This is a genomic window from Clostridium neonatale (genome assembly GCF_900465025.1).
Lineage (GTDB): Bacteria > Bacillota > Clostridia > Clostridiales > Clostridiaceae > Clostridium > Clostridium neonatale.
On sequence record NZ_UICR01000001.1, the window covers coordinates 968379 to 993192 of the forward strand.

The 24814-nt window shown below is 30.8% G+C and carries 22 protein-coding genes; all 22 read left to right on the forward strand.

Going from position 1 to position 24814, the window contains the following annotated elements; all coding sequences use genetic code 11:
- The first annotated feature begins 52 nt into the window (after positions 1-52).
- Positions 53-1426 (forward strand): RNA polymerase factor sigma-54, encoded by a 1374-nt coding sequence (rpoN, locus tag CNEONATNEC86_RS04445; RefSeq protein ID WP_058294056.1) that lies wholly within the window; start codon positions 53-55, stop codon positions 1424-1426.
- A gap of 165 nt (positions 1427-1591) precedes the next feature.
- On the forward strand, positions 1592-2620 hold the full coding sequence (locus CNEONATNEC86_RS04450) for a sugar-binding transcriptional regulator (protein WP_159135584.1): 1029 nt from the start codon (positions 1592-1594) through the stop codon (positions 2618-2620).
- Between the two features lie 77 nt (positions 2621-2697).
- Entirely contained in the window at positions 2698-3699 is a 1002-nt protein-coding gene (gene gap, locus CNEONATNEC86_RS04455) for a type I glyceraldehyde-3-phosphate dehydrogenase (RefSeq protein ID WP_058294058.1), read from the forward strand.
- Positions 3700-3884: 185 nt separating this feature from the next.
- On the forward strand, positions 3885-5063 hold the full coding sequence (locus CNEONATNEC86_RS04460) for a phosphoglycerate kinase (RefSeq protein ID WP_058294059.1): 1179 nt from the start codon (positions 3885-3887) through the stop codon (positions 5061-5063).
- Positions 5064-5398: 335 nt separating this feature from the next.
- Positions 5399-6145 (forward strand): triose-phosphate isomerase, encoded by a 747-nt coding sequence (gene tpiA, locus CNEONATNEC86_RS04465; protein ID WP_058294060.1) that lies wholly within the window; start codon positions 5399-5401, stop codon positions 6143-6145.
- 486 nt (positions 6146-6631) lie between these two features.
- Positions 6632-8170, forward strand: a complete 1539-nt coding sequence (gene gpmI, locus CNEONATNEC86_RS04470; RefSeq protein ID WP_125149329.1) for a 2,3-bisphosphoglycerate-independent phosphoglycerate mutase — start codon at positions 6632-6634, stop codon at positions 8168-8170.
- 349 nt (positions 8171-8519) lie between these two features.
- Positions 8520-9101 (forward strand): hypothetical protein, encoded by a 582-nt coding sequence (locus CNEONATNEC86_RS04475; protein ID WP_058294062.1) that lies wholly within the window; start codon positions 8520-8522, stop codon positions 9099-9101.
- Positions 9102-9542: 441 nt separating this feature from the next.
- On the forward strand, positions 9543-10838 hold the full coding sequence (gene eno / locus CNEONATNEC86_RS04480; protein ID WP_058294063.1) for a phosphopyruvate hydratase: 1296 nt from the start codon (positions 9543-9545) through the stop codon (positions 10836-10838).
- Positions 10839-10952: 114 nt separating this feature from the next.
- Positions 10953-11312 (forward strand): DUF805 domain-containing protein, encoded by a 360-nt coding sequence (locus CNEONATNEC86_RS04485; RefSeq protein WP_125149327.1) that lies wholly within the window; start codon positions 10953-10955, stop codon positions 11310-11312.
- Positions 11313-11538: 226 nt separating this feature from the next.
- Entirely contained in the window at positions 11539-11769 is a 231-nt protein-coding gene (gene secG, locus CNEONATNEC86_RS04490; protein WP_058294065.1) for a preprotein translocase subunit SecG, read from the forward strand.
- Positions 11770-11942: 173 nt separating this feature from the next.
- Positions 11943-13967, forward strand: coding sequence for a sodium-translocating pyrophosphatase (locus CNEONATNEC86_RS04495; protein WP_058294066.1), 2025 nt, complete (start codon positions 11943-11945; stop codon positions 13965-13967).
- Between the two features lie 138 nt (positions 13968-14105).
- Positions 14106-14786: a TIGR00266 family protein gene (locus CNEONATNEC86_RS04500; RefSeq protein WP_125149326.1), complete on the forward strand. Its 681-nt coding sequence runs from the start codon at positions 14106-14108 to the stop codon at positions 14784-14786.
- Positions 14787-15302: 516 nt separating this feature from the next.
- Positions 15303-15455, forward strand: coding sequence for a YezD family protein (locus tag CNEONATNEC86_RS04505; RefSeq protein ID WP_058294068.1), 153 nt, complete (start codon positions 15303-15305; stop codon positions 15453-15455).
- 237 nt (positions 15456-15692) lie between these two features.
- On the forward strand, positions 15693-17171 hold the full coding sequence (locus CNEONATNEC86_RS04510; protein WP_159135585.1) for a nitrogenase component 1: 1479 nt from the start codon (positions 15693-15695) through the stop codon (positions 17169-17171).
- Positions 17159-18490: a nitrogenase component 1 gene (locus CNEONATNEC86_RS04515; protein ID WP_058294070.1), complete on the forward strand. Its 1332-nt coding sequence runs from the start codon at positions 17159-17161 to the stop codon at positions 18488-18490. Before CNEONATNEC86_RS04510 ends, CNEONATNEC86_RS04515 begins: the two co-directional genes overlap by 13 nt.
- A 42-nt stretch (positions 18491-18532) precedes the next feature.
- A complete protein-coding gene (locus tag CNEONATNEC86_RS04520; protein WP_159135586.1) occupies positions 18533-19831 on the forward strand; it encodes an O-acetylhomoserine aminocarboxypropyltransferase/cysteine synthase family protein in 1299 nt (432 codons plus the stop codon).
- Between the two features lie 207 nt (positions 19832-20038).
- Complete coding sequence (gene nifH / locus CNEONATNEC86_RS04525) at positions 20039-20896, forward strand: nitrogenase iron protein (protein ID WP_058294072.1); 858 nt, start codon at positions 20039-20041, stop codon at positions 20894-20896.
- A 139-nt stretch (positions 20897-21035) separates the two neighbouring features.
- On the forward strand, positions 21036-21815 hold the full coding sequence (locus tag CNEONATNEC86_RS04530) for a methionine ABC transporter ATP-binding protein (protein ID WP_159135587.1): 780 nt from the start codon (positions 21036-21038) through the stop codon (positions 21813-21815).
- Positions 21812-22480, forward strand: coding sequence for a methionine ABC transporter permease (locus CNEONATNEC86_RS04535; RefSeq protein WP_125149319.1), 669 nt, complete (start codon positions 21812-21814; stop codon positions 22478-22480). The genes CNEONATNEC86_RS04530 and CNEONATNEC86_RS04535 overlap by 4 nt, the downstream gene beginning before the upstream one ends.
- Positions 22481-22501: 21 nt before the next feature.
- Positions 22502-23356, forward strand: coding sequence for a MetQ/NlpA family ABC transporter substrate-binding protein (locus CNEONATNEC86_RS04540; RefSeq protein WP_159135588.1), 855 nt, complete (start codon positions 22502-22504; stop codon positions 23354-23356).
- A gap of 80 nt (positions 23357-23436) precedes the next feature.
- On the forward strand, positions 23437-23787 hold the full coding sequence (locus tag CNEONATNEC86_RS04545; protein ID WP_125149317.1) for a NifB/NifX family molybdenum-iron cluster-binding protein: 351 nt from the start codon (positions 23437-23439) through the stop codon (positions 23785-23787).
- A 6-nt stretch (positions 23788-23793) separates the two neighbouring features.
- Entirely contained in the window at positions 23794-24717 is a 924-nt protein-coding gene (locus CNEONATNEC86_RS04550; RefSeq protein WP_370468876.1) for a radical SAM protein, read from the forward strand.
- Positions 24718-24814: the final 97 nt, after the last annotated feature.

The following is a 24814-nucleotide window of genomic DNA, read 5'->3' on the forward strand; positions in this document are numbered from 1 at the left end:
GTTTAATAAAATAAGTGCTTAGAGAGATGATATGTAATAAAGGGGAATAAATATGAAGTTAGATTTAAATGTAAAAATGACTCAAGAACAGAGACTTATAATGACACAAAATATGCAGCAGTCTATTAAACTTTTACAAATGTCACTTCATGATTTGAGAGAATATATAGGTAATGAATATTCAGAAAATCCAGTTCTTGAGGCTAATGAAGAATATAATTCTTATGAAAATGAAACAAAAGAAATAAAAGAAATAGATCATAAAAAAATAGCAGAGGAATTTTATGAAGATTATAGGGATAATACAGAAAAGTTTTATTCTAAAGAAGATGAAACTTCACCTCTTAATTTTATAGAAAAAAGTGTTTCATTAAAGGAATTTTTACAAGAACAATTAGGTGAACTTAAAAAAGATCCGTATATAATTAATATTTGTAAATATATAATAGAATCCTTAGACGCAAAGGGATACTTAGAGATTGGAATTAATGAAATTGCAGAAGAGTTAAGTATTCCACAAAAAGATGCAGAAGAAGCACTTGAAATAGTACAAGATTTGGAACCGTTTGGGATTGGTGCGAGAAATATCAAGGAATGTTTATTAATACAAAGTGAGAAATTAAATATTTTAGATAATGTAATGGAAGAAATGATTAATAATCATTTAGAGAATATAGCATCAAATAAATATGATTTAGTTGGAAAAAGTCTAAAAATTTCACCAAGAGAAGCTCAAAGATATGGCGATGCAATTAAAAAATTAGAACCAAAGCCATCAAGGGGATTTTACACTGGAGATGAAGTTAATTATATAATACCAGATGCTGAAATAAAAAATATTGATGGAGAATTTTTCATTATAATGAATGAAGGTGTACTTCCTAAGCTGACTATTAGCAAGACATATAAGCAGGTGCTTGAAAATAATCAAGATGAGCAAACAAGTGCTTATGTTAAAGATAAAATTAATCAAGCGATGTTTTTAATAAAATCAATTGAACAAAGAAAAAATACTTTATACAAAGTTTTAGAATGCTTACTAGTTAAACAAGAAGAATTTTTCTTGAAGGGAAAGGAATTTATAAAGCCATTGACTCTAAAAGAAGTGGCAGATGACATAAAAATGCATGAATCAACTGTAAGCAGAGCGGTAAAAGATAAATATGTTTTAACTAGTTTTGGAACAATTAAAATAAAAAGTTTATTTGCTGCTGGAGTAAATAATTCTAACCAAGATATGGCTACATTACAAATAAAAAATGTAATAAAAAAGGTTATTGGTGAAGAAAATAAAAATAAGCCATTATCAGATCAAGCAATAAGTGAGATTTTAGCTAAAGATAATATGAAAATATCTAGAAGAACAGTAGCTAAATACAGAGAAGAGTTGGGAATAAAATCCTCATCTATGAGAAAAAGAGTATAGATCTTAAAATTTTAATAAGAGTGATAGGCTTTTTTTGAAATTTTCTTAAATATTAAAAAAAATTTTAATTAAAGCCTTTAAAATTTCATAAAGGTGTTTTATAATATTAAATGTGGGACAGATTGAAAGTGCGTGGGACAGTCATCGACCAAAGGAGTGATAAGAGTGCAGGAAATATTAGAGTTGCAAAAAAAAGTAGTTCCTGAGCTTGTCAATGTATTAGAGAAAAGATATAACCTATTGAGAACAATATATCATAATCAACCAATTGGTCGTAGAATTCTCTCTGAAAAATTAAACATTGGAGAAAGAAGTGTCAGAACCGAAACCACTTTTTTAAAAGAACAGGGATTAATTGAGATACATTCATCAGGAATGGTTATAACAGATGATGGAGATAAGGTTTTAAAGAAATTAAAAAATTTTATTCATCAAATAAAGGGTCTCACTGATATTGAGAATAGAGTTAAATCATTACTTAATCTGAAAAAAGTTATAGTTGTACCGGGTGATGTTGAAGAAAATCAATTAGTCTTAAAAGATTTAGGAAAAGCATGTTCAAATTATGTTAAGGATTATTTGAAAGATAATTGTATCATAGCTTTAACTGGTGGAAGTACACTAAGAGAAGTTGTAGAAGCTTTCCCTAAAATAAATAATTATTCAAATATCCAAGTTGTACCAGCTAGAGGTGGCATGGGGAAAAATGTTGAAACCCAAGCAAACACACTAGCAGCTAGTTTAGCGAAAAAGCTAAATGGTACATATAAAATGCTTCATATTTCTGAAAGCCTAAGGCTTGACATAATAGATAGCCTTTTAAAAGAAGAAGCAGTAAAAGCTGTTATTGATACAATCCATAAGGCAGATATATTGATTTATGGAATAGGAAATGCAGTACAAATGGCTAGGAAACGAGGAGTACCACAAGAAGAAATTGATAATTTAATCAATAAAGGTGCTGTTGGAGAAGCTTTTGGATGTTATTTTAACAAAGACTCTAAAATTATTACAGAAACTACCGCAATTGGAATAAAAATTAATGACGCAAAAAAAATTAAAACACATATTGCTGTTGCAGGTGGGAAAAATAAGGTGGAGTCAATAATATCAACTGAATACAATGATAAAAATGGTGTATTAGTAACGGATGAAGCAACAGCTTATGCTATACTAAATACAATGGAATCATAATTCAGTTATTTAAAGTTGTTTGTAAAAATTTATTTTTATAAAAAAATTAATAAACGCATTATTAGGAGGTAATTGTAATGGTAAACGTAGCAATTAATGGTTTTGGAAGAATAGGAAGATTAGCTTTAAGATTAATGATTAACAACCCTGAATTTAACGTGGTTGCAATCAATGACTTAACAGATGCTAAAATGTTAGCTCACTTATTCAAATATGATTCATCTCAAGGTAGATTCGATGGAGAAATCGAAGTTAAAGAAGGAGCTTTCGTAGTAAACGGAAAAGAAATCAAAGTTACTGCAGATGCTAACCCAGAAAACTTACCATGGGGAGAATTAAACGTAGATATCGTTTTAGAATGTACAGGATTCTTTGCTTCAAAGGATAAAGCTGCTGCTCATATTAAAGCAGGTGCTAAGAAAGTTGTTATTTCAGCTCCAGCTGGAAACGACCTTCCAACAGTAGTTTACAACGTAAACCACAACATATTAAAATCAGATGATACAGTAATTTCAGGTGCATCTTGTACTACAAACTGTTTAGCTCCAATGGCTAAAGTATTAAGCGACAAATTTGGATTACAAAAAGGTTTCATGACTACAATCCATGCTTACACTAACGATCAAAATACTTTAGATGCTCCACACAGAAAAGGTGATTTAAGAAGAGCTAGAGCTGCTGCTGCTTCAATCATCCCTAACTCAACTGGTGCTGCTAAAGCAATCGGATTAGTTATTCCTGAATTAAAAGGTAAATTAGATGGTGGTGCTCAAAGAGTTCCATGTATAACAGGTTCATTAACTGAATTAGTTTGTACATTAGATAAGAAAGTAACTGTAGATGAAATCAATGCTGCTATGAAAGAAGCTGCAACTGAATCATTTGGTTACACTGAAGATGAAATAGTATCTTGCGATATCATCGGAAGCAGCTTCGGATCATTATTCGATGCTACACAAACTAAGGTTATGGAAGTTAACGGAGAACAATTAGTTAAAGTTGCTTCTTGGTACGACAACGAAATGTCATACACTAACCAATTAATCAGAACTTTAGGATACTTCGCTAACTTAAAGTAATTTGAATTTAATTTAAACATATAAATTTGCGCAAATCTTATGTAAAATGAATAAGTCTGGTTTTGTAGTATAAGGCTATAAAGCCAGACTATTTTAAAATAGAAATTAAATTTAAATACTGAATTAATAAGAGTACACTTTAATTAAATTTGAAATATATAAAATATTATTTTGAGGTGAACGTAATGAGTTTTAATAAAAAGACAATCGAAGATATCGATGTAACAGGAAAAAGAGTTTTAGTTAGATGTGACTTTAACGTACCATTAAAAGATGGTGTTATAACTGATGAAAACAGATTAAATGGAGCACTTCCAACTATTAAATATTTAATTGAAAAAGGTGCAAAAGTTATACTTTGCTCACATCTTGGAAAAGATGCTTCTAAATCATTAGCTCCAGTAGCAGTAAGATTAAGCGAAATGTTAGGAAAAGAAGTAGTTTTCGCAAGAGATGAAGAAGTTGTAGGTGAAAATGCTAAAAAAGCTGTTGCTGAAATGAAAGACGGAGACGTTGTATTATTAGAAAACACTAGATGCAGAAAAGAAGAAACTAAGAACGTTGAAGAATTCTCTAAAGAATTAGCTTCACTTGCTGATGTATTTGTAAATGATGCATTCGGAACTGCTCACAGAGCTCACTGCTCAACAGTTGGTGTTACTCAATTCTTAGATACTGCTGCATGCGGATACTTAATTCAAAAAGAATTAAAATTCTTAGGAGAAGCAGTTGAAAATCCAGTAAGACCTTTCGTTGCTATCTTAGGAGGAGCTAAAGTTTCTGATAAAATTGCTGTAATAAACAATTTATTAGACAAAGTTAACACTATCATCATTGGTGGTGGAATGGCTTATACATTCTTAAAAGCTCAAGGATATGAAATCGGAACTTCATTAGTTGAAGAAGATAGACTTGACTACGCTAAAGAAATGATAGCTAAAGCAGAAGAAAAAGGCGTTAAGTTCTTATTACCAGTAGATCACAGAGTTGCTGCAGAATTTAAAGATGTAGAAGCTACAGTTACTGAAGATCAAAATATTCCTGCTGGTAACATGGGATTAGATATCGGACCTAAGACAGAAGCTTTATATGCTGATGCTATTAAAGATGCTAAGACTGTTATCTGGAATGGACCAATGGGAGTATTTGAATTTGAAAACTTCAACAAAGGAACAATTGCAGTAGCTAAAGCTATGGCAGAGGCTGATGCAACTACTATAATCGGTGGTGGAGATTCTGCTGCTGCTGTTAATATATTAGGATTTGGAGATAAGATGACTCACATCTCAACTGGTGGTGGAGCGTCGTTAGAATTCTTAGAAGGTAAAGTATTACCAGGTATAGCTGCATTAAACGATAAATAGTATTTAGATTGGTTTTAAATATTATAATATTAAACTTTCACACAAGGCATATTTAAATTAAATATGTATTTTAAATAACTGGTTATGAATATAATGAAAAATTAGTAATTACTAATATAGAGATTAACTAAATTAGTATTATGCATTATTTAAAATAAGTTGGACGCAACTTAATAAGAATTTAGGCCAAAATTCTTGATTTTAAGTATAGCAGATATAATTTAAATAATAAAAACTTAATTATTATATTTAAAATGAACTTAAGGAAAGCTGATCACTTTCCTTAAGTTTATGTGATTGATTTTTAATAAAAATAAAATATGAGGTGAATGTAAATGAGAAAGGCAATTATCGCTGGAAACTGGAAAATGAATAAAACTGTTGATGAAGCAGTAAAAATGATAGAAGAATTAAAACCATTAGTTAAAGATGCTACTTGTGATGTAGTAGTATGTCCAACTTTTGTATGTTTAGATGCTGTTAAAAAAGCAGTAGCTGGATCAAACATTAAAGTTGCGGCTCAAAATATGCACTTTGAAGAAAGTGGAGCTTTTACAGGAGAAGTTGCTCCAGGAATGCTTGAAGCTATGGGAATTGATTATGTTGTTTTAGGACATAGTGAAAGAAGAGAATACTTCAATGAAACTGATGAAGCTTTAAACAAAAAAGTTAAAGCTGCATTTGCGCACAACTTAACTCCAATTCTTTGCTGTGGTGAAACATTAGAACAAAGAGAAAATGGAACTACTAATACAGTAATTGAAGCTCAAATAAAAGCTGATTTAGCTGGATTAGCTAATGATCAAGCAGAAAAAGTTGTTATTGCTTACGAACCAATCTGGGCTATAGGAACTGGTAAAACTGCTACAGATGAACAAGCAAATGAAACAATCAAAGCAATAAGAGCTATGGTTGCTGAAATGTATGGATCAGAAGTTGCTGATAAAGTAAGAATTCAATATGGTGGATCAGTTAAACCAGCTACAATTAAAGCACAAATGGCTATGTCTGATATAGATGGAGCTTTAGTTGGTGGAGCTAGTTTAAATGCTGCTGACTTCTCTGCAATAGTTAATTACTAAAATAAAGATTTAATAGATGAATTTTAATAGATTCATCTCTTAATTTTTATAAATAGGAATGTATAAAAAATGAGAGTGTAATTAGTAAATTTAGTGTTAATTAAGAAAGCATAGAATAAATTATTAATAAGCAAGTATAGAGTCATTTGAAATTAAGTTCAAATGACTCTATATTTTTGGATTTATTTGTAAATAATATGTATAAATCTACTAAAACAGTACTAGATGAAAAGTACATTTAATTGAATTTTTAATAATAAAAATAATTTATGGCTATTATAAGTCTTACTTTTTTATTATTTATGAATATACTGGATTAAATTCAATTATTATGACAAACATAAAAATATTTTTAATAGTAGTATATTGTATATAAGTTGCAATAAAAGCAAAAAAATAATATAATTAAATGGTTAAAGCATAGAAAATAAGTGATAATATCAGTATATTATCGTATTTAAGATAAAATGTTGGAGGGATAGGCATATGTCAAAGAAACCAGTTATGTTAATGATATTAGATGGTTTTGGAATTGCACCAAAATCAGAAGGAAATGCTGTTAGTTTAGCAAAGAAACCAAATTTCGATAGATTATTAGAAAAATATCCTCATTCAGAATTACAAGCTAGTGGATTATTTGTTGGTCTTCCAGATGGACAAATGGGAAACTCAGAAGTTGGACATTTAAATATTGGAGCAGGTAGAATAGTATACCAAGAATTAACTAGAATAACAAAGTCAATTGCAGATGGAGACTTCTTCACAAATGAATCATTAGTAAAAGCAATGGAAAATGCTAAGAAAACTGATGGAGCCCTTCACTTAATGGGATTATTATCAGATGGTGGAGTTCACTCACACATAGATCATTTAAAAGGTCTTTTAGAGTTTGCTAAAAAAGCTGGTGTACAAAATGTTTATGTTCACGCATTTATGGATGGAAGAGATGTACCACCATCATCAGGTAAAGAATTCATAGAAAAAACAGAAGCTATGATGGCAGAAGTGGGTGTAGGTAAAATAGCTACTGTAAGTGGTAGATACTATGCTATGGATAGGGATAATAGATGGGAAAGAGTAGAACTTGCATACAATGCAATGGTATTAGGTCAAGGAGAAACTGCAAATAGTGCAACAGAAGCTATTGAAAAATCATATCATGATGATAAAACAGATGAATTTGTATTACCAACAGTAATTGAAAAAGATGGTAATCCAGTAGCTAAAATAAAGAATGGAGACTCAGTAATATTCTTTAACTTTAGACCAGATAGAGCAAGAGAAATAACAAGAGCTATAAATGATAAAGTATTTGATGGATTCAAGAGAGAAGCATTAGATCTTACATTTGTAACAATGACTCAATATGATAAGACTTTAGAAGGTGTAGAAGTTGCATTTAAGCCACAAACTTTAACTAATACTCTAGGTGAATATGTAAGTGATAAAGGCTTAAATCAATTAAGAATTGCGGAAACAGAAAAGTATGCTCACGTTACATTCTTCTTCAACGGTGGTGTAGAAAAAGAAAACGAAAATGAAGAAAGAGCATTAATACCATCACCAAAGGTTGCAACATATGATTTAAAACCTGAAATGAGTGCATATGAAGTTACAGAAGAATTAATAAAGAGATTAGACTCAGATAAATATGATATGGTAATCTTAAACTTTGCTAATCCAGATATGGTTGGTCATACAGGAGTTGTTGATGCAGCTATTAAAGCAATTGAAGCTGTTGATGAATGTTTAGGAAAAGTTGTGGATAAAGTTTTAGAGAAAGATGGAACAGTATTTATAACAGCTGACCATGGTAATGCTGAAACTATGATTGATTTCTCAACAGGAAATCCATTTACAGCTCATACTACACAACCAGTACCATTTTTATGGGTATCAAATAACACAGATGGAAAGACTATTAAAGATGGTAAGTTAGCTGATATAGCTCCTACTATGTTAAATGTATTAGGTCTTGAGGCACCAGCTGAAATGACTGGAGAAAACTTAATAGTAAATAAATAAAATTTATAATTTAAAAAGTATTTCAAAACTGTATTTTGTTTTGAAATACTTTTTGTTTTTTATAAAATTATACTATTTAAAAGTTATAAATGAGCTAATTGTTAGTTGAAATAAAATGAAAGAGATATTACATAAAAAATAAAAAGAAAAATTAGTAGATAGACAGGTCTTTCTTACATGTGTTTGAAAAGGATGATCCTTAGAAACACATTTGTTTTGAAGTTTTTTTATTATAGAGGTTCTTAATAGTAAAATGTATAGTGAAATATAGAAACTGTATAGAGAGAGTAATCATAAACTGCTAATATTATTAATATATTTATAAAAAATACGTAAGGTTGAGTGGTATATGAAAAAGAATTTTGGGTATTCAGCTGATTTTGATGATAGTACTGAAATATTATTTAGGGAAGCTAATTATTTGGGGCAAGGTAATAATGGGATAGTTTATGAATTGCCAGAAAAGAAAGCAATTAAAATTTTTCTAACCCCAAAAGTTTGCAATGATGAGAGCAGCATACTCTTAAAAACTAATGGATCACAATACTTTCCTAGAATATATAAAAGGGGTAAGTTATATATCGTTAGAGATATGGTAGAAGGAGAAAGACTTGATGATTATATAAAAAAAAATGGATTAAGCAAAAAATTAATTAGAAATATATATTCATTGCTACAAGAATTTAAGAGACTCAAATTTAAGAAACTTGACACAAGATGTAAAGATATATACGTTTCTACTGATGAAGAATTAATGATAATAGATCCTAAAAAGGCTTATAAAAGAAAAGTAGATTATCCAAGACATTTGATGAAGGGTATGAAACGTATAGGTATTTTGGAAGATTTTCTTTTAGGAATAAGTGAAATAGATAGAGAAAAAGCAGTTATTTGGGAAGAAAAATTCCAAGAATATATTGAAAATATTTAAACTTATAGAATCCCAAATAGATTTACTATCTTTGCTATAAAACATATTTTAAAAGGTGTGAAATGACCTATTTAGATATTTTATATAATTACCATTTTATAAGAAATATGGGATTAGACAACTATATTTCTTATTTTGTTGCAAATAAATCTAATTTAGTTATAGATTTGTAGATTGTATTTTCAAACAATATTAATATGTTGCTATATTTGGTGTATAATTGTATTGAGGCATTTTTATTAAATTATATACTGCATTTTATAGCGAAAAATTTTAGTATGAATATTTATTAGAATATAAACAAATAATATTCTAGTAATAATGTTACATACTTTAATATTAATAAGTTTATGAATGTCATTGATAATTATTATCAAAAGTGCTATAATAATATTAAAGAAAATTAAATATAACAATTACTAAATTTGAGGAGGAAATAAAATGAAAGATTATTTAGAAATTGTAGATGTTGTCGCAAGACAAATACTAGACTCTAGATGTTTCCCAACAGTAGAGGTTGAAATATATTTGGAAGATGGAACTATGGGAAGAGCCGCTGTGCCATCAGGTGCATCAACTGGGATGTATGAAGCAGTAGAATTAAGAGATGGAGATAAAGATAAATTCCTAGGAAAAGGTGTTTTAACAGCAGTACAAAATGTTAATGACACTATAGCAGAAGAATTAATTGGATGTAATGTATTTGATCAAGTTTATATTGATAAAATGCTTATTGAATTAGATGGAACTAATAACAAAGGTAAATTAGGTGCAAATGCTATATTAGGTGTATCATTAGCTGTAGCAAATGCAGCAGCTAATGCTTTAGGATTACCACTATATAGATATATAGGCGGATTAAATGCAAAAGTATTACCAGTTCCTATGATGAATATCATAAATGGAGGATCACATGCTGATAACTCTGTAGATTTACAAGAATTCATGGTAATGCCAGCTGGAGCAAGTAGCTTTAGTGAAGCTTTAAGAATGTGTGCTGAAGTTTATCATACATTAAAGAAAACATTACATGAAAAAGGATATTCAACAGCTATTGGTGATGAAGGTGGATTTGCTCCAAACTTAAAGAGCAACGCAGAAGCAATAGATGTTATTCTTGAAGCAATTACAAAAGCAGGATATAAGCCAGGGGAAGATATGTTTATTGCAATTGATGCAGCTTCATCTGAATATTATAAAGACGGTAAATATGTTTTAGAAAATGAAGGAAAAACATTAACATCTGCTGAAATGGTTGATTTCTTTGAAGAGTGGGTTAACAAATATCCAATAATCTCAATTGAAGATGGTATGGCAGAAGAAGATTGGGAAGGCTGGAAGTTAATGACTGAAAGACTTGGAAAGAAAGTTCAATTAGTTGGTGATGATTTATTTGTTACTAATACTGAAAGACTTGAAAAGGGAATTGATCTAGGAGTAGCTAATTCAATTCTTATTAAATTAAATCAAATTGGTACATTAACAGAAACTTTAAATGCTATAGAGATGGCTAACAGAGCAGGATATACTGCAGTAGTATCACACAGAAGTGGTGAAACAGAAGATACAACAATAGCTGATTTAGTTGTAGCAGTTAATGCGGGTCAAATTAAGACTGGCGCACCAGCTAGATCTGAAAGAGTTGCTAAGTACAATCAATTGTTAAGAATAGAAGAAGAATTAGATGATGTAGCAGAATATAGAGGAAAGAAAGCATTCTTCAATATTAAAAAATAAATAGGTAAAACATATAATTTTGAAGCAAAGGTTGTAGCTTAAATGTCTACAATCTTTGTTTTTATACAATATAATTATTAAATTCATAAATCAAAAGATAAAGGGGAATAATAAATGAATTATTATTTGAAGGCATTAAAAAATTATGCTACATTTACTGGTAGAGCACGCAGAAAAGAGCTTTGGATGTATTTTTTATTTTTTAATATTTTTGCTATACCAGTAACTGTTGCAGATATGATGTTGAATGCTGGAAATAAAATAAACTTATTATATTCATTGGCATTTTTATTACCAACAATAGCGGTTGTAGTAAGAAGGTTACATGATATAGGGAAAAGTGGATGGTGGTACCTTATAAGTTTTATTCCATTAGTAGGAGTGATATGGTTTTTAGTGTTAATGTGCATGGATGGGACACACGGAGAAAATAAATATGGATTAGATCCTAAAGAAGGAAGCTATATAGATTAAATAATTACTTATAATTTAAGTCTAGGATTTTAGATAACGTAAAAAGGAGTTGAACTATAGATTAAGCCAATTCCTAAAATTTTGATTTATTTCCACTCTTTATTACCAAAGTGTGGTATAATATAACCAAGCTCAGGTATATTTTTTACAATAGAAAAGTTGTAATGATATTGTAAATGTGATATCATTTAGAATGTACGCTATGATGATAAATGGAGGTGTTCCAATGGAAAATATATTATTAATTTTAGAAGTAATTCTTGGAGCGGGTATAGTAATAACAATATTTATGCAACCAAGTAAAGCTGATGCACTAAGTGGATTAGTTCAAGGTGGAAATAAAGAGACTTTCTTTGCAAAAAATAAATCTAGAACAAAAGAAGTTGTTTTAGTTAAATTGACAGTATTATTTTCAATACTTTTTGCAATAAATACACTTATTTTAAACATAATATAAATAATCTGAGCTACTTTAATTAAGGTAGCTTATTTTTATGAAGCTTTTGTAAAGGTTTAACTAAATGGAAATTTATTAAGAATGTTTAAGAAACAAATGAATATATCTATAAGGTAGAATGAAAAGCCTAATCTTCTATACTTATCTCCAAATTTAAAAAAGAGGTGAGAGGTATGAATTTATTATATATTCCAATACTTGTTGGTATTATAGCTATTTTGGTTGTTATTTTACTAGTGAAAGACATTCTAAAGAAAAATTCAGGAAACGAGAGAATGAAAGAAATTTCAGGTTACATTGAAGAAGGAGCCATGGCATTTCTTAGAAAGGAGTATTTATATTTAAGTGTTTTCATAGTTGTTGTAGCCATAGCAATATTAATATTTTTAAGCTATAAAACAGCTATGGCTTTTGTGGTGGGAGCAATTTTTTCTATAATAACTGGTTATGTAGGCATGAGAATTGCTGTGAAAGCAAATGTAAGAACGGCAGAAGCGGCTAAAGATGGTATAAAAGGAGCTTTATCAATTGCTTTTTCTGGTGGAACCGTAATGGGATTAAGTGTAGTAGGATTAGGGTTAATTGGACTTGGATTTTTTTCTATTATTTTCGATTTGAATGCTGAATATATAACTGGTTTTGGACTTGGTGCTTCGTCAATTGCCTTATTTGCAAGAGTTGGTGGTGGAATTTATACTAAAGCAGCAGATGTAGGTGCGGATTTAGTTGGAAAAGTTGAAGCAGGAATTCCAGAAGATGATCCAAGAAATCCAGCAGTTATTGCGGATAACGTTGGTGATAATGTTGGCGATGTTGCTGGCATGGGGGCTGACTTGTTTGAATCTTATGTAGGATCGATTATTTCAGCTATCACATTAGGTGCCGCACTTGTAGCAACATATGGGGAAAACATAGTTATATTTCCGTTAATATTATCTGCACTAGGAATTTTAGCATCCTTGGTAGGAATAATATATGTTAAATCATATAAAGGAGATAATCCACAAAAAGCGTTAAATGCAGGTAGTACAATTGCAGGTATAATTGTACTTGTAGCCGGTTTTATAGTATGTGATATGATGATTGGAGAAATTAAAATATTTATTCCAATAGTTGCAGGGCTTATAGTAGGATTATTAATTGGAAAGATTACAGAAATATATACTTCAGCAGATTTTAAATCAGTTAAGCTCATAGCTGATGAATCTAAGACTGGACCAGCAACAAATATAATAGCAGGTCTTGGTGTTGGAATGAAATCAACAGTAGCACCAATAATATTAATAGTAATTGGAATAATAATATCTTATTTTGCTATTGGAGGATCAAGCAATCCAGCACTTGGTCTTTATGGAATATCGCTTGCAGCAGTAGGAATGCTTGCAACTACAGCTATAACTGTTGCAGTTGACGCATATGGTCCAATATCAGATAATGCAGGTGGTATTGCTGAAATGTGTGAGTTAGATGAAAGTGTTAGAGAAATAACAGACAAGCTTGATTCTGTAGGTAATACCACAGCAGCCATAGGTAAAGGATTTGCTATAGGATCAGCAGCACTTACAGCCCTTGCATTATTTGCTTCCTATTCTCAAGCTGTAAATTTACAAAGTATAAATTTATTAAATCCATTGACATTAGTAGGAGTATTAATTGGAGGCATGCTTCCATTTTTATTTGGAGCTTTGACAATGCAATCTGTAGGTAAAGCAGCCACAGAAATGGTTGAAGAAGTAAGAAAACAATTTAGAGAAAAGACAGGTATTCTTGAAGGAAAGGATAAGCCAGATTACTCAAGATGTGTAGAAATTTCAACCAATGCTGCATTAAGGGAAATGATTATACCTGGAATTCTTGCAATTGTAGTTCCATTAGCTATAGGATTACTACTTGGAACAGAAGCGCTAGCTGGACTTATTGCAGGAGGTGTTGTTACAGGAGTATTACTTGCTATTATGATGGCAAATGCAGGCGGTGCATGGGATAATGCGAAGAAATACATTGAAACTGGAGTAAATGGTGGAAAAGGTAGCTTTGCTCATAAAGCTGGTGTAGTAGGAGATACAGTTGGTGATCCATTTAAGGATACTTCAGGTCCATCTATGAATATACTTATAAAGTTAATGACTATAGTTTCAGTTGTTTTTGCACCATTGATACTTAAGTATGGTGGGATATTATTATCACTATTTAGTTAAAATGATTAAATGATTTAGTGAATAAAGAGGAGGTTATAATCTCCTCTTTATTTAGAATTATGAAAAAATTAAGAGAAAATATAGGAGATATATGATATATTACAATTATTATGATAAGAATATATGGAGGGAATAATAATGCAATATAAAATTCAAGGAGAGCCGCTTCCAGTAGTAATTTGTACTTTGGAAGCAGGGGAAAAAATGATAACAGAAAAGGGATCTATGAGCTGGATGTCTCCTAATATGAAAATGGAAACAACAACAAATGGTGGCTTAGGGAAAGCATTGGGAAGAATGTTTTCAGGAGAGTCTTTATTTCAAAACATATACACTGCTGAAGGTGGAGAAGGAATGATTGCATTTGCATCAAGTTTTCCTGGTTCAATAAGAGCAATTGAAATTACACCAGAGCAAGGTATTATTGTTCAAAAATCAGCATTTTTAGCTTCAGAAGCAGGTGTTAATTTATCAGTTCACTTTCAAAAGAAAATAGGATCGGGCCTTTTTGGAGGAGAAGGATTTATAATGCAAAAATTAAGCGGGCATGGTACTGCTTTTATTGAAATAGATGGATATATAGTAGAATATGAATTATCTGCTGGGCAATCTATAGTAATTGACAGCGGGTATCTAGCAGCTATGAGTGAAAGTTGTAAGATGGAAATTCAAACAGTTGCAGGACTTAAGAATAAAGTATTTGGGGGAGAAGGATTCTTTAATACAGTAGTAACTGGTCCGGGTAAAGTTATGCTTCAAACAATGCCTATAAGTGCGGTTGCAGGCACATTAAGACCATATTTCCCATCAGGAAATTAGTAAGCTTAATAACATTAATATATAAGATACTTTATAATTTTTGTAATATAAAGTATCTTAATATATATTATAAAAAGCTAGTTTATAGATTATTTTGAGAATATTTAAAAATAGTTTCAAAATATATTGACAAAATATAACTGGGACTTTATACTAAATATAAATCGTAGTAAACAGATATGAATTAAGAAATATAAAATGCAATGAAGGGAAAGAGTATATTAAGGAAAGTTTAAAGAGAGGAATTTTTAACCAAGCTGCAAGAAATTCTAAACGGAACTTAATGGAAGTGCGTCCTGGAGCAACTAAACCGAAATAGTAGTAGGGTTAGCAGGTGTGCCTGTTATAGCACAAAATGAGATATTATAAAGAAAGCTATAATAATTATTTTAAAACTTATTTTTACTAATTATTATTTGATTTATAATGAGTCAGAGTGGGACCGTAGATAACTTATCTACCTCTGTAACTTTTTGCAGAGGTAGTTTTATTTTTATACGATGGAGTGTGGGGAAAATGGTTAATAAAGAAGGTAAAGTATTAAAACCTGAGCAGTTAGAAGAATTGCAAAAAATTATTTCAAGTGTAAAGTATGGATCTGTAACACTAATAATACAAGATGGAGTACTATTACAAATAGAAAAAAACGAGAAGATAAGATTAAAATAATAGTAATAAACAATAAGCTAAAAATATTAAGAACATATAGTATAAAAATAAATATTATAATGAACAAAGTTATATCTGACTGGAAAACCAGAGGACATACTTCTAAAACATGAAGTATGCCCTCTTTTGTTTTTTATTTATATTTGCTATCAAATTGATTTAGTTTCTTGCATTAAATAAAAAATGCAATTTATTAAGTTGATTTTGAAATAATAAATATTTTAGGGGGATTAAGCAATGGCAACTATTAATTTAAAAGAGGCTAATGTACCTATAAGAGAAAGTAGACTAGGCTCTATTACTGGATTTAATGGAACAGCCAAAGAGCTTGTAGAGTGTTCACATTCAGGAAAATTAAAAGAATGTTCTAGAAAGTTTTCACAGTGTATGGGATGTAATGCTGGGCAGGCATTTTGTCAACTATCAATGATAAAAGATGTAGCTATAGTTAATCATGCACCTGTTGGATGCTCAGGAGATTTCTTTGGTTTCAATTTTACTTATAGAGTAGAACAAGTAAAAAGAAATTTACCACCAGCAATAGGGAGATATTTTAGCACATGTATTGAAGAAAAAGATACTGTTTTTGGGGCAGTTAAAAAATTAGAGGATACAGTAAGGGAAGCTTATAAAAGAGTAAATCCTAGTGCTATTTTTGTTACTACTTCTTGTGCATCAGGAATTATTGGTGAAGATATTGAATCTGTTGTTGAATCATTAAGCGATGAACTTAAAATACCAGTTGTATCATGTTCATGTGAAGGCTTTAGATCAAGAATATGGACAACAGGATTTGATGCAGCATATCATTCTGTTTTAAGAAAAATAGTAAAACCACCAACTAAAAAGACCAATAAAGTAAATATACCAAATTTCTGGGGAAGCCATATTTTTGATGATTTATTAAGAAGGCTGGGATATGAAGCACAATATATAATGCCTTTTGCTTCAATAAAAGAACTCGAGCATATTTCAGAAGCCGCTGCAACAATTCATATTTGTCCATCATTAAGCACTTATATGGGAGCAGGTCTTGAACAAGTTTATGGTGTTCCAGAAGTAAAGGCGCCGCCAGCTTATGGTATAGAAGGTACAGATAGATGGCTTAGAGAAGTTGGAAAAGTATTAGATAGACAAGAGGAAATTGAAAAAATAATAAAAGAAGAACATGAAAAAATACTGCCACAAGTAGAAAAATATAAAGAAAAATTTAAAGGAAAGAAGGCATATGTAACAGCAGGGGCAGCACATGGACATGCGATTATAGCATTACTTAGAGAGCTTGGATTAGAATTTCAAGGGGCAGCTATATTCCATCACGACCCACTTTATGATAATAAGGATGTAAAATCAGATGCATTAGCACAAGATGTTGAAATCTATGGTGATATAAAAAATTATCATGTATGTAATAAGCAAGCATACGAGCTTGTAAATGCATTGAATCGAATTAAGCCAGATTTAATGGTGGCTAGGCATGATGGAATGACTTTATGGGGAACTAAGCTTGGAATACCAGCATTATTAGTTGGCGATGAACAATTTGGTTTTGGATATCAAGGTGTACTAAATTATGCTTCAAGAATAGAAGAAGCCTTAGATGCTATTGAATTTGTAACTAACTTATCTAAGCACAGCACAATGCCATATACAAAGTGGTGGCTGGATCAAGAACCAGGAGCTTTTTTAGGAGGTAAAAAGAGATGCCAAGATTAATTGAACAACCGAGATATTCATGTGCTCTAGGAGCAATGCAAAGTGTAGTAGCAATAAAAAGAGGTGTACCAATATTACACTCAGGACCAGGATGTGCAAATAAAATCACTAAATTAATAGGTCAAGGAGAAGGATATGCAGGAGGTAGTACAATACCTTGTACTAATGCAGAAGAAAAAGATGTCGTATTTGGTGGAGAAAGAAAATTACAAAATGTTATAGATGGTTCTTTTAAGGTTATAGATGCTGATCTTTATGTAGTTTTAACAGGATGTACAGCAGCCATTGTTGGTGATGATGTTGGAAGTGTAGTTTCACAGTATCAAGATGATGACAAGCCCATAGTTCATGTTGATAGTGGCGGATTTAAAAGCAATAACTATGTTAGCCATAGTGTTGTTGTAAATGCAATAATTGATCAATATGTGGATAAATTTAAAAATAATAATGGAGTGCAGAAAGGACTTGTCAATTTATTTGCAACAGTACCATATCAAGATCCATATTGGAATGGAAATTTGGAAGAACTTAAAAGGATACTTGAAGCAATTGGATTAAAAGTTAATGTACTTTTTGGAAATGAATCTGATGGTGTTGAGGAGTGGAAGACTGTTCCTAATGCGGAGTTTAATATTTTAGTTAATTCATGGGCTGGCCTTGATATTGTAAAACATTTAGAGGAAAAATATAAAACACCATATTTTCATTTTCCATACTTACCTATTGGAGGGATAGATACATCAAAGTTTTTACGAGGTGTGGCTAAATTTGGAAAACTTAATGAAGAAAAAGTTGAAGCATTTATAAGAAGAGAAGAGGAAAAGTATTATTCTCATATTGAGAAAACAGCAGATTTTATGTTGGAGTTTAGATATGGTATTCCAAGAAAGGTATATAGTATAGCTGATTCAACGTATGCTTTAGGTTTCAGCAGATTTTTATTAAACGAACTTGGAATTATACCAGGAAAGCAATTTATAATAGATGATACTCCAGAAAAATATCAAGAATATATAAGAAAGCAGTTTGAAAATATATCAGAATATAAAGAAAGAACTGTAGAAATAGAATTCAATCCAGATGCCGGAGCTGATAGCTCTAAAATTGAAGAAGACTTTAAAAATAATCCAGATAAACGTCCATTGATTTTAGGCAGTGGATGGGATAAAGATTTAGCAGAAAGAATTAAAGCGGATTTGCTTATAATAAGTGTTCCAGTAACCTACAGGTTAATTTTAAATTGCGGATATGCTGGATATGCTGGAGGACTTAGAGCTATAGAAGATATCTATGACAGAGTTTTAGGAACGTATAGATAGCTAGTATATATTAATAATCATAATTATGAGGAGGAAATGAAAATGGCAGAGTATAAATTTGATACCTTAAAAGTAAGGGCAGGATACAATCCTAAAGATCACAATGATGCGGTTTCAGTACCTATATATTCAACTGCATCTTATGAAATTGGAGATGCACTTAGATTTGAAAGAATCGCAGCTGGAGAAGAAAATGGACATCTTTATAGCAGATTATCAAATCCAACTGTAGCAGTTTTAGAAGAAAGGGTAAATGAACTTGAAGGCGGAGTAGCAGCAGTTGCAGTAGCATCTGGAATGGCTGCAATAACTTATTCATTACTTGCAGTAACTGAGAGAGGTGGAAGAATATTAACAACACAACAGTTATATGGTGGAACAATATACAACTTAGATAGTTTATTACCTAAGTTTGGAGTCAAAATTGATAAGGTAAAAAATGATAGCAGTATAGATGAATTTAGAAAAAATATAAGAGATGATACAAAAGCAATCTTTGTAGAATCTATTAGTAATCCAAGAGCAGTCATTAGTGGTATCGAAGCACTTGCAGAACTCGCCCATGAGCATAATATTCCTCTTATTGTTGATAATACATTTGCTACACCATATTTATTTAATCCAATTAGATTTGGTGCAGATATTGTTGTACATTCAGCAACAAAAGCTTTAAATGGTCATGGAAATACTATTGGTGGAATTGTAGTAGATAGTGGTAATTTTGATTGGAATAATGGAAAATTCCCTCAATTCAATGAACCTGATGTAATGCTCAAAGATCTTCAGGGAAAAAATCGTTCTTTTAATGAGATGTTTGGAAATTCAGCACTTGCAGGAAAGATAAGATTAGATTATGTTACTAATTTTGGAGCTGTAATAAGTCCTTTCAGTGCATATTTAATATTATTAGGAATTGAAACACTTTCAGAAAGAGTTGATAAGCAGGTTGCTAATACTAGAAAAATAGTAAATTTTCTTAAAACAAGTGATGCAGTAAAGTGGATAAGATATCCTGAACTTGAAGATAGTCAATATAAGAAATTGGCAGATAAATATTATAAAAAAGGAGTGGGATCAACATTTTCATTCGGATTTAATGGAAATGCAGATCAAATTTATAAATTAATTGACTCAGTAGAATTGTTTAGTTATCAGGCAAATGTTGGAGATGCACGTTCTTTAATTGTAAATGTTCAAAAGACAACTCATGGTGAGTTAAGTGAAGAAGAATTTAAGCTTGCAGATATACCAGAAGAAACAATAAGGCTTTCAATAGGACTTGAAGATCCAGAAGATTTAATAAATGATTTGAAACAAGCTTTTAAAAAGGCTTTATCTTGAAATCAGATTAAATAGATCAACAATATATATTTAACCATAACTGAATGCGATTATAGAATTATCTCTAAAATAAATTATTGTATGTAATTAACCACACATAGAAATAATTTTTTAAGATTAAAGGCTATATAGATAATATCTAAATAGGCATAATAGCCAATTAGATAAAAGTTTATAATAAAAAAATTATAGATAGGAGAATTGGAAATGGCAGAAAAAGAGTTAAGACAAATAGCAATATACGGAAAAGGTGGAATAGGTAAGTCAACAACAACTCAAAACTTAACAGCAGGACTTTCAGAGTTAGGGAAAAAAATAATGGTGGTTGGATGTGATCCAAAAGCAGATTCAACAAGATTACTTTTAAATGGCCTTGCTCAAAGGACCGTTCTTGATACATTGAGAGAAGAAGGCGACGATATCGAGCTAGATGCAATAATGAAAACAGGATTCAATGGAATTAAATGTGTAGAATCGGGGGGACCTGAACCAGGAGTCGGTTGTGCTGGAAGAGGAATTATAACATCAATTGGAATGCTTGAAAGTCTAGGGGCATATACAGAAGACTTGGATTATGTTTTTTATGATGTACTTGGAGATGTTGTATGTGGAGGCTTTGCAATGCCAATAAGAGAAGGTAAAGCAAAAGAGATTTACATAGTTGCAAGTGGCGAGATGATGGCTTTATATGCAGCTAATAATATCTGTAAGGGGATAAAAAAATATGCATTAAAAGGTGGAGTAAGACTTGGAGGAATAATTTGTAATAGTAGAAACGTTGATAGAGAAATTGAACTTTTAAGAGCGTTTGCAGATGAACTTGGAACTCAGTTAATTCATTTTGTACCAAGAAATAATGTTGTACAAAGAGCAGAAATCAGAAAGAAAACAGTAATAGATTATTCACCAGAGGATAAACAGGCTGATGAATATAGAGAATTAGCAAAGAAAATTGAAGAAAATCAACTGTTTGTTATTCCTAACCCAATGACACAAGATAGACTTGAAGAAATCTTAATAGAATATGGCTTGATGGATGACTTGGAAAAAGAATATCAAATTTAAACAGTGACAATTAATAAGTAATAGTTTGATTATGAGTAATGAGATTTTCTTTAAAGTGCAAATAAGAATGATTTTATATGAGAATTAAACTGTCAACTATTAACTGTCTAGTGTCAATTTAATAAGGGGGTGATATTTAATGATATCAGTAAAGAATATAAGTAAAACATTTAATACTCAAACAGGCAAGGTAGAAGTTTTAAAAAATGTAAATTTAGAAGTAGAAGATGGAGATGTTTTTGGAGTAGTAGGATTTAGTGGTGCAGGAAAATCGACTTTAATTAGATGCTTGAATGGTCTTGAAAAAGTAGATTCTGGAACAATAATTGTTGGAGAAAATGAAATAACAAAGTTAGATAGAAAGCAGCTTAGAAACGCAAGAAAGAAAATAGGAATGATATTTCAGCAATTTAATTTATTTGATTCAAAAACTGTTTATGAAAATATTGCTTTCCCATTAGAAATTTCAGGATACAAAAAGGAAAACATAAGAGAACGGGTTGAAGAAATATTAGATCTAGTAGAATTATCAGAAAAAAGAGATTCTTATCCACTTCAATTAAGTGGAGGACAAAAGCAAAGAGTAGGCATAGCGAGAGCACTGGCAAATGAACCAGATGTACTTTTAAGTGATGAAGCAACTTCAGCATTAGATCCACAAACAACATATTCAATTCTAGAGCTTTTGAGAAGTATAAATAAAAAGTTAAATCTGACAATAGTAATAATAACTCATGAATTAGATGTATTAAGATATGCAACTAATAATATGGTTGTTTTAGAAAATGGACAAATTGTAGAAGTAGGAAGTACTGAAAGTTTATTTTTAAACCCTAAAAGTGATACACTAAAGAATTTTATAAGTATTACAGAAAGTTTTAATAAAAATAAGAGCTTTGTTGGAGGTGAAGGAATATGAGTGGTGATTTATTAAAGATGCTTTTAAATGGAACTAAGGAAACTTTATATATGGTTTCAATTTCATCAATAATTGCGTTAATATTAGGCATCCCTATAGGGATATCATTGGTTGTTACTGATAAAGGTGGAATATATCCATTGATTAAAGTAAATAAGGTAATAGGGATATTTATAAATATTATAAGATCAATGCCAGAGATGATTCTAATAATAATATTGCTTCCTTTAGCAAAGTTGATTGTTGGAACAACACTTGGAGCAAATGCAGCAATAATATCAATATCAATAGGTTTAGCACCGCTTATTGCAAGAATAATAGAAAATAGTTTGAAGGAAATAGAATTTGGGAAAATAGAAGCAGCAGAGGCAATGGGAGCTACTTCTTTTGAAATAATAACTAAAGTTTTAATACCTGAAGCACTTCCATCGATTATTAGAGGAATAACAATAGCTATTATTGGAATAGTTGGATTTACAGCAATTGCAGGAGCAATAGGTGCAGGTGGATTAGGCAGTTTGGCTATAAGATTTGGATATCAGAGGTTTCGTACAGATATACTTATTGGAACAGTTTTAATATTATTAGTGGTTGTGCAGTTACTTCAGTTTATTGGGGATTTTATAGCGAGATTAATAAATAAAAAGAGATATAAATTTGAATAATGAGTAAGAGGAGAGATTAAAATGAAAAAGAAAATTATATCAGCTTTAGCAATAGGAATCTTAGCAATAGGAATTTTGGCAGGTTGCACAAATTCATCATCAAAAGATAATGGAAAGTCAAATAACAGTAATGGGAAAACAGAGAGTGCTAGCGAAGAAAAAACAATTAAAGTTGGAGCAGCACTGACTCCACATGCAGAAATATTAGAATTTGTAAAACCAAAACTTAAGGAAAAAGGAATAAATTTAGAAATTGTAACTTTGGATGATGAAAATGGATTGAATCCAGCATTAGATGAAAAGCAAATTGATGCTAATTATTTTCAACATCTTCCGTATTTAGAGTCAGTAGAAAAAGAAAAGGGATATGATTTTAAGGTTGCAGGAAAAATCCATGTAGAGCCTATTGGATTTTATTCAAACTCAATCAAATCTTTAGATGAATTAAAGGATGGTTATAAGATTGGAATACCTAATAGTCCATCCAATGAATATAGAGCTTTAAAATTACTTGAAAAGAACGGAGTAATAAAATTAAAGGATGGATTGGCTGATTACAGTGCCACACCTGATGATATAATTGAAAATCCAAAGAATCTAGAATTTATTGAGGCAGAAGCAGTTCAACTTCCTAGATCACTTGATGATTTAGCTGGAGCTATAATAAATACTAATGTGGTGCTTGAAGCTGGTATGAAAACAGATTCAGCAATTGTAAGAGAAGAAGGTGATTCACCATATGCCAATATTGTTGTAGTTAGAAATGGTGATGAAAATAGAGAAGAAATAAAAGCATTAATTGAAGCATTGACTACCGATGATGTAAAGAACTTTATAAAAGAAAAGTATGGATCAGCAGTTGTTCCAGCATTTTAATAAGTAATAAGTTAATTATAATAGAGAAAAAGTTAAAAGTGAAAATTAATATTAAATATCATTTTAAAAGGAGGATTTAGATGTCTTATAAAGTAGCATTTGCAAGTACTGATGGAAAAGTTGTAAATGAACATTTTGGACGAGCTAGGCAATTTCATATTGTTGAAATAGATGATAAAGATTATAAGGTTATTGAAAGTAGAGAGAATATACCTCCTTGCAATGATTTCCAGCATACAGAAGATGGAATAATAAATTCAATAAAACTTATAGAAGACTGTAAAGCAGTATTTATAGCTAGAATTGGACAAGGTGCTTTAAATGAGGTTGAAGCAAGTGGAATACAAGCTATAGAAGCACCTTATTTTATAGAAGATATAATAGATAATTTGATAAATTCAAAAGTTAAATTATTTGATGAAAGGGAGTGATGGCAAGTGGAAAAACTAGCGATTGTGAAAGAGCCTAAAAATAATAGACATCATAAAGATGAAAAGTTTAAACATCTTGCAAAGACTCATCCATGTTTAGGAGGAGAAGCACATTTTAAATATGGTAGAATTCATTTGCCTGTAAGTCCTGCATGTAATATTCAATGTAAGTTTTGTAAGCGGGGGTTTAATAAATCAGAAGTGCGTCCAGGGGTTAGTTCATTACTTTTGAAGCCAGAAGAAGCCGTAAAGACTGTACAGAAAGCATTGGAGTTATGTCCTGAGATCAGAGTAGCAGGAATTGCAGGCCCAGGAGATACATTAGCTACTGATTTGGCGTTAGAAACATTTGAACTTATTAAGAAAGAATTTCCTCATCTTGTTAATTGTTTAAGTACAAATGGATTACGTTTAGAAGAAAAAGCAGAGCGAATAGTTAAAGCTGGTGTGCAAACATTAACTGTTACAGTTAATGCTGTAGATCCAGAAATCCTTAAAGATATATGTTCATTTGTTATTGATGAAAACGGAAATAAACTTGAAGGTATTGAAGGAGCGAAAAAATTAATAGATGCACAGCTTAGAGGAATCAAGAAGATTAGTGAATTAGGTGTAATAGTGAAAATAAATAGTGTTTTAGTACCAGGAATAAATGATAAGCATATTAAAGAAGTAGCAAGAGTTACAAAAGAATTAGGAGCTTCAATATTAAATATAATACCACTTATACCTCAAAATGAATTGTCACACCTTAATGCTCCAACATGTGAAATGCTTGAGAGGGTAAGACAAGAGGCTGGTGAATATCTAGATGTATTCAGGCATTGTAAGCATTGTAGAGCAGATGCATGTGGTGTTCCGGGGAAGAATCAGGATATACATGGATTATTATATGATAAGGAAGTAGTAGAAACATTTTCACATGGTTAAGGATCTAGTAAAAGGGTAGCTTCGATAGATTCAAAGTTATCCTTTTAATTTAGTTTTTAATTATTAGTTAATTAAGTTTAAAAACTGCGTAACTCTA

Excerpts from the sequence above, each read along its gene's own strand:
- rpoN (WP_058294056.1), top strand. The coding sequence starts at position 53 with ATGAAGTTAGATTTAAATGTAAAAATGACTCAAGAACAGAGACTTATA.
- gap (WP_058294058.1), top strand. The coding sequence starts at position 2,698 with ATGGTAAACGTAGCAATTAATGGTTTTGGAAGAATAGGAAGATTAGCT.
- CNEONATNEC86_RS04460 (WP_058294059.1), top strand. The coding sequence starts at position 3,885 with ATGAGTTTTAATAAAAAGACAATCGAAGATATCGATGTAACAGGAAAA.
- tpiA (WP_058294060.1), top strand. The coding sequence starts at position 5,399 with ATGAGAAAGGCAATTATCGCTGGAAACTGGAAAATGAATAAAACTGTT.
- gpmI (WP_125149329.1), top strand. The coding sequence starts at position 6,632 with ATGTCAAAGAAACCAGTTATGTTAATGATATTAGATGGTTTTGGAATT.
- CNEONATNEC86_RS04475 (WP_058294062.1), top strand. The coding sequence starts at position 8,520 with ATGAAAAAGAATTTTGGGTATTCAGCTGATTTTGATGATAGTACTGAA.
- eno (WP_058294063.1), top strand. The coding sequence starts at position 9,543 with ATGAAAGATTATTTAGAAATTGTAGATGTTGTCGCAAGACAAATACTA.
- CNEONATNEC86_RS04485 (WP_125149327.1), top strand. The coding sequence starts at position 10,953 with ATGAATTATTATTTGAAGGCATTAAAAAATTATGCTACATTTACTGGT.
- secG (WP_058294065.1), top strand. The coding sequence starts at position 11,539 with ATGGAAAATATATTATTAATTTTAGAAGTAATTCTTGGAGCGGGTATA.
- CNEONATNEC86_RS04495 (WP_058294066.1), top strand. The coding sequence starts at position 11,943 with ATGAATTTATTATATATTCCAATACTTGTTGGTATTATAGCTATTTTG.
- CNEONATNEC86_RS04500 (WP_125149326.1), top strand. The coding sequence starts at position 14,106 with ATGCAATATAAAATTCAAGGAGAGCCGCTTCCAGTAGTAATTTGTACT.
- CNEONATNEC86_RS04505 (WP_058294068.1), top strand. The coding sequence starts at position 15,303 with ATGGTTAATAAAGAAGGTAAAGTATTAAAACCTGAGCAGTTAGAAGAA.
- CNEONATNEC86_RS04510 (WP_159135585.1), top strand. The coding sequence starts at position 15,693 with ATGGCAACTATTAATTTAAAAGAGGCTAATGTACCTATAAGAGAAAGT.
- CNEONATNEC86_RS04515 (WP_058294070.1), top strand. The coding sequence starts at position 17,159 with ATGCCAAGATTAATTGAACAACCGAGATATTCATGTGCTCTAGGAGCA.
- CNEONATNEC86_RS04520 (WP_159135586.1), top strand. The coding sequence starts at position 18,533 with ATGGCAGAGTATAAATTTGATACCTTAAAAGTAAGGGCAGGATACAAT.
- nifH (WP_058294072.1), top strand. The coding sequence starts at position 20,039 with ATGGCAGAAAAAGAGTTAAGACAAATAGCAATATACGGAAAAGGTGGA.
- CNEONATNEC86_RS04530 (WP_159135587.1), top strand. The coding sequence starts at position 21,036 with ATGATATCAGTAAAGAATATAAGTAAAACATTTAATACTCAAACAGGC.
- CNEONATNEC86_RS04535 (WP_125149319.1), top strand. The coding sequence starts at position 21,812 with ATGAGTGGTGATTTATTAAAGATGCTTTTAAATGGAACTAAGGAAACT.
- CNEONATNEC86_RS04540 (WP_159135588.1), top strand. The coding sequence starts at position 22,502 with ATGAAAAAGAAAATTATATCAGCTTTAGCAATAGGAATCTTAGCAATA.
- CNEONATNEC86_RS04545 (WP_125149317.1), top strand. The coding sequence starts at position 23,437 with ATGTCTTATAAAGTAGCATTTGCAAGTACTGATGGAAAAGTTGTAAAT.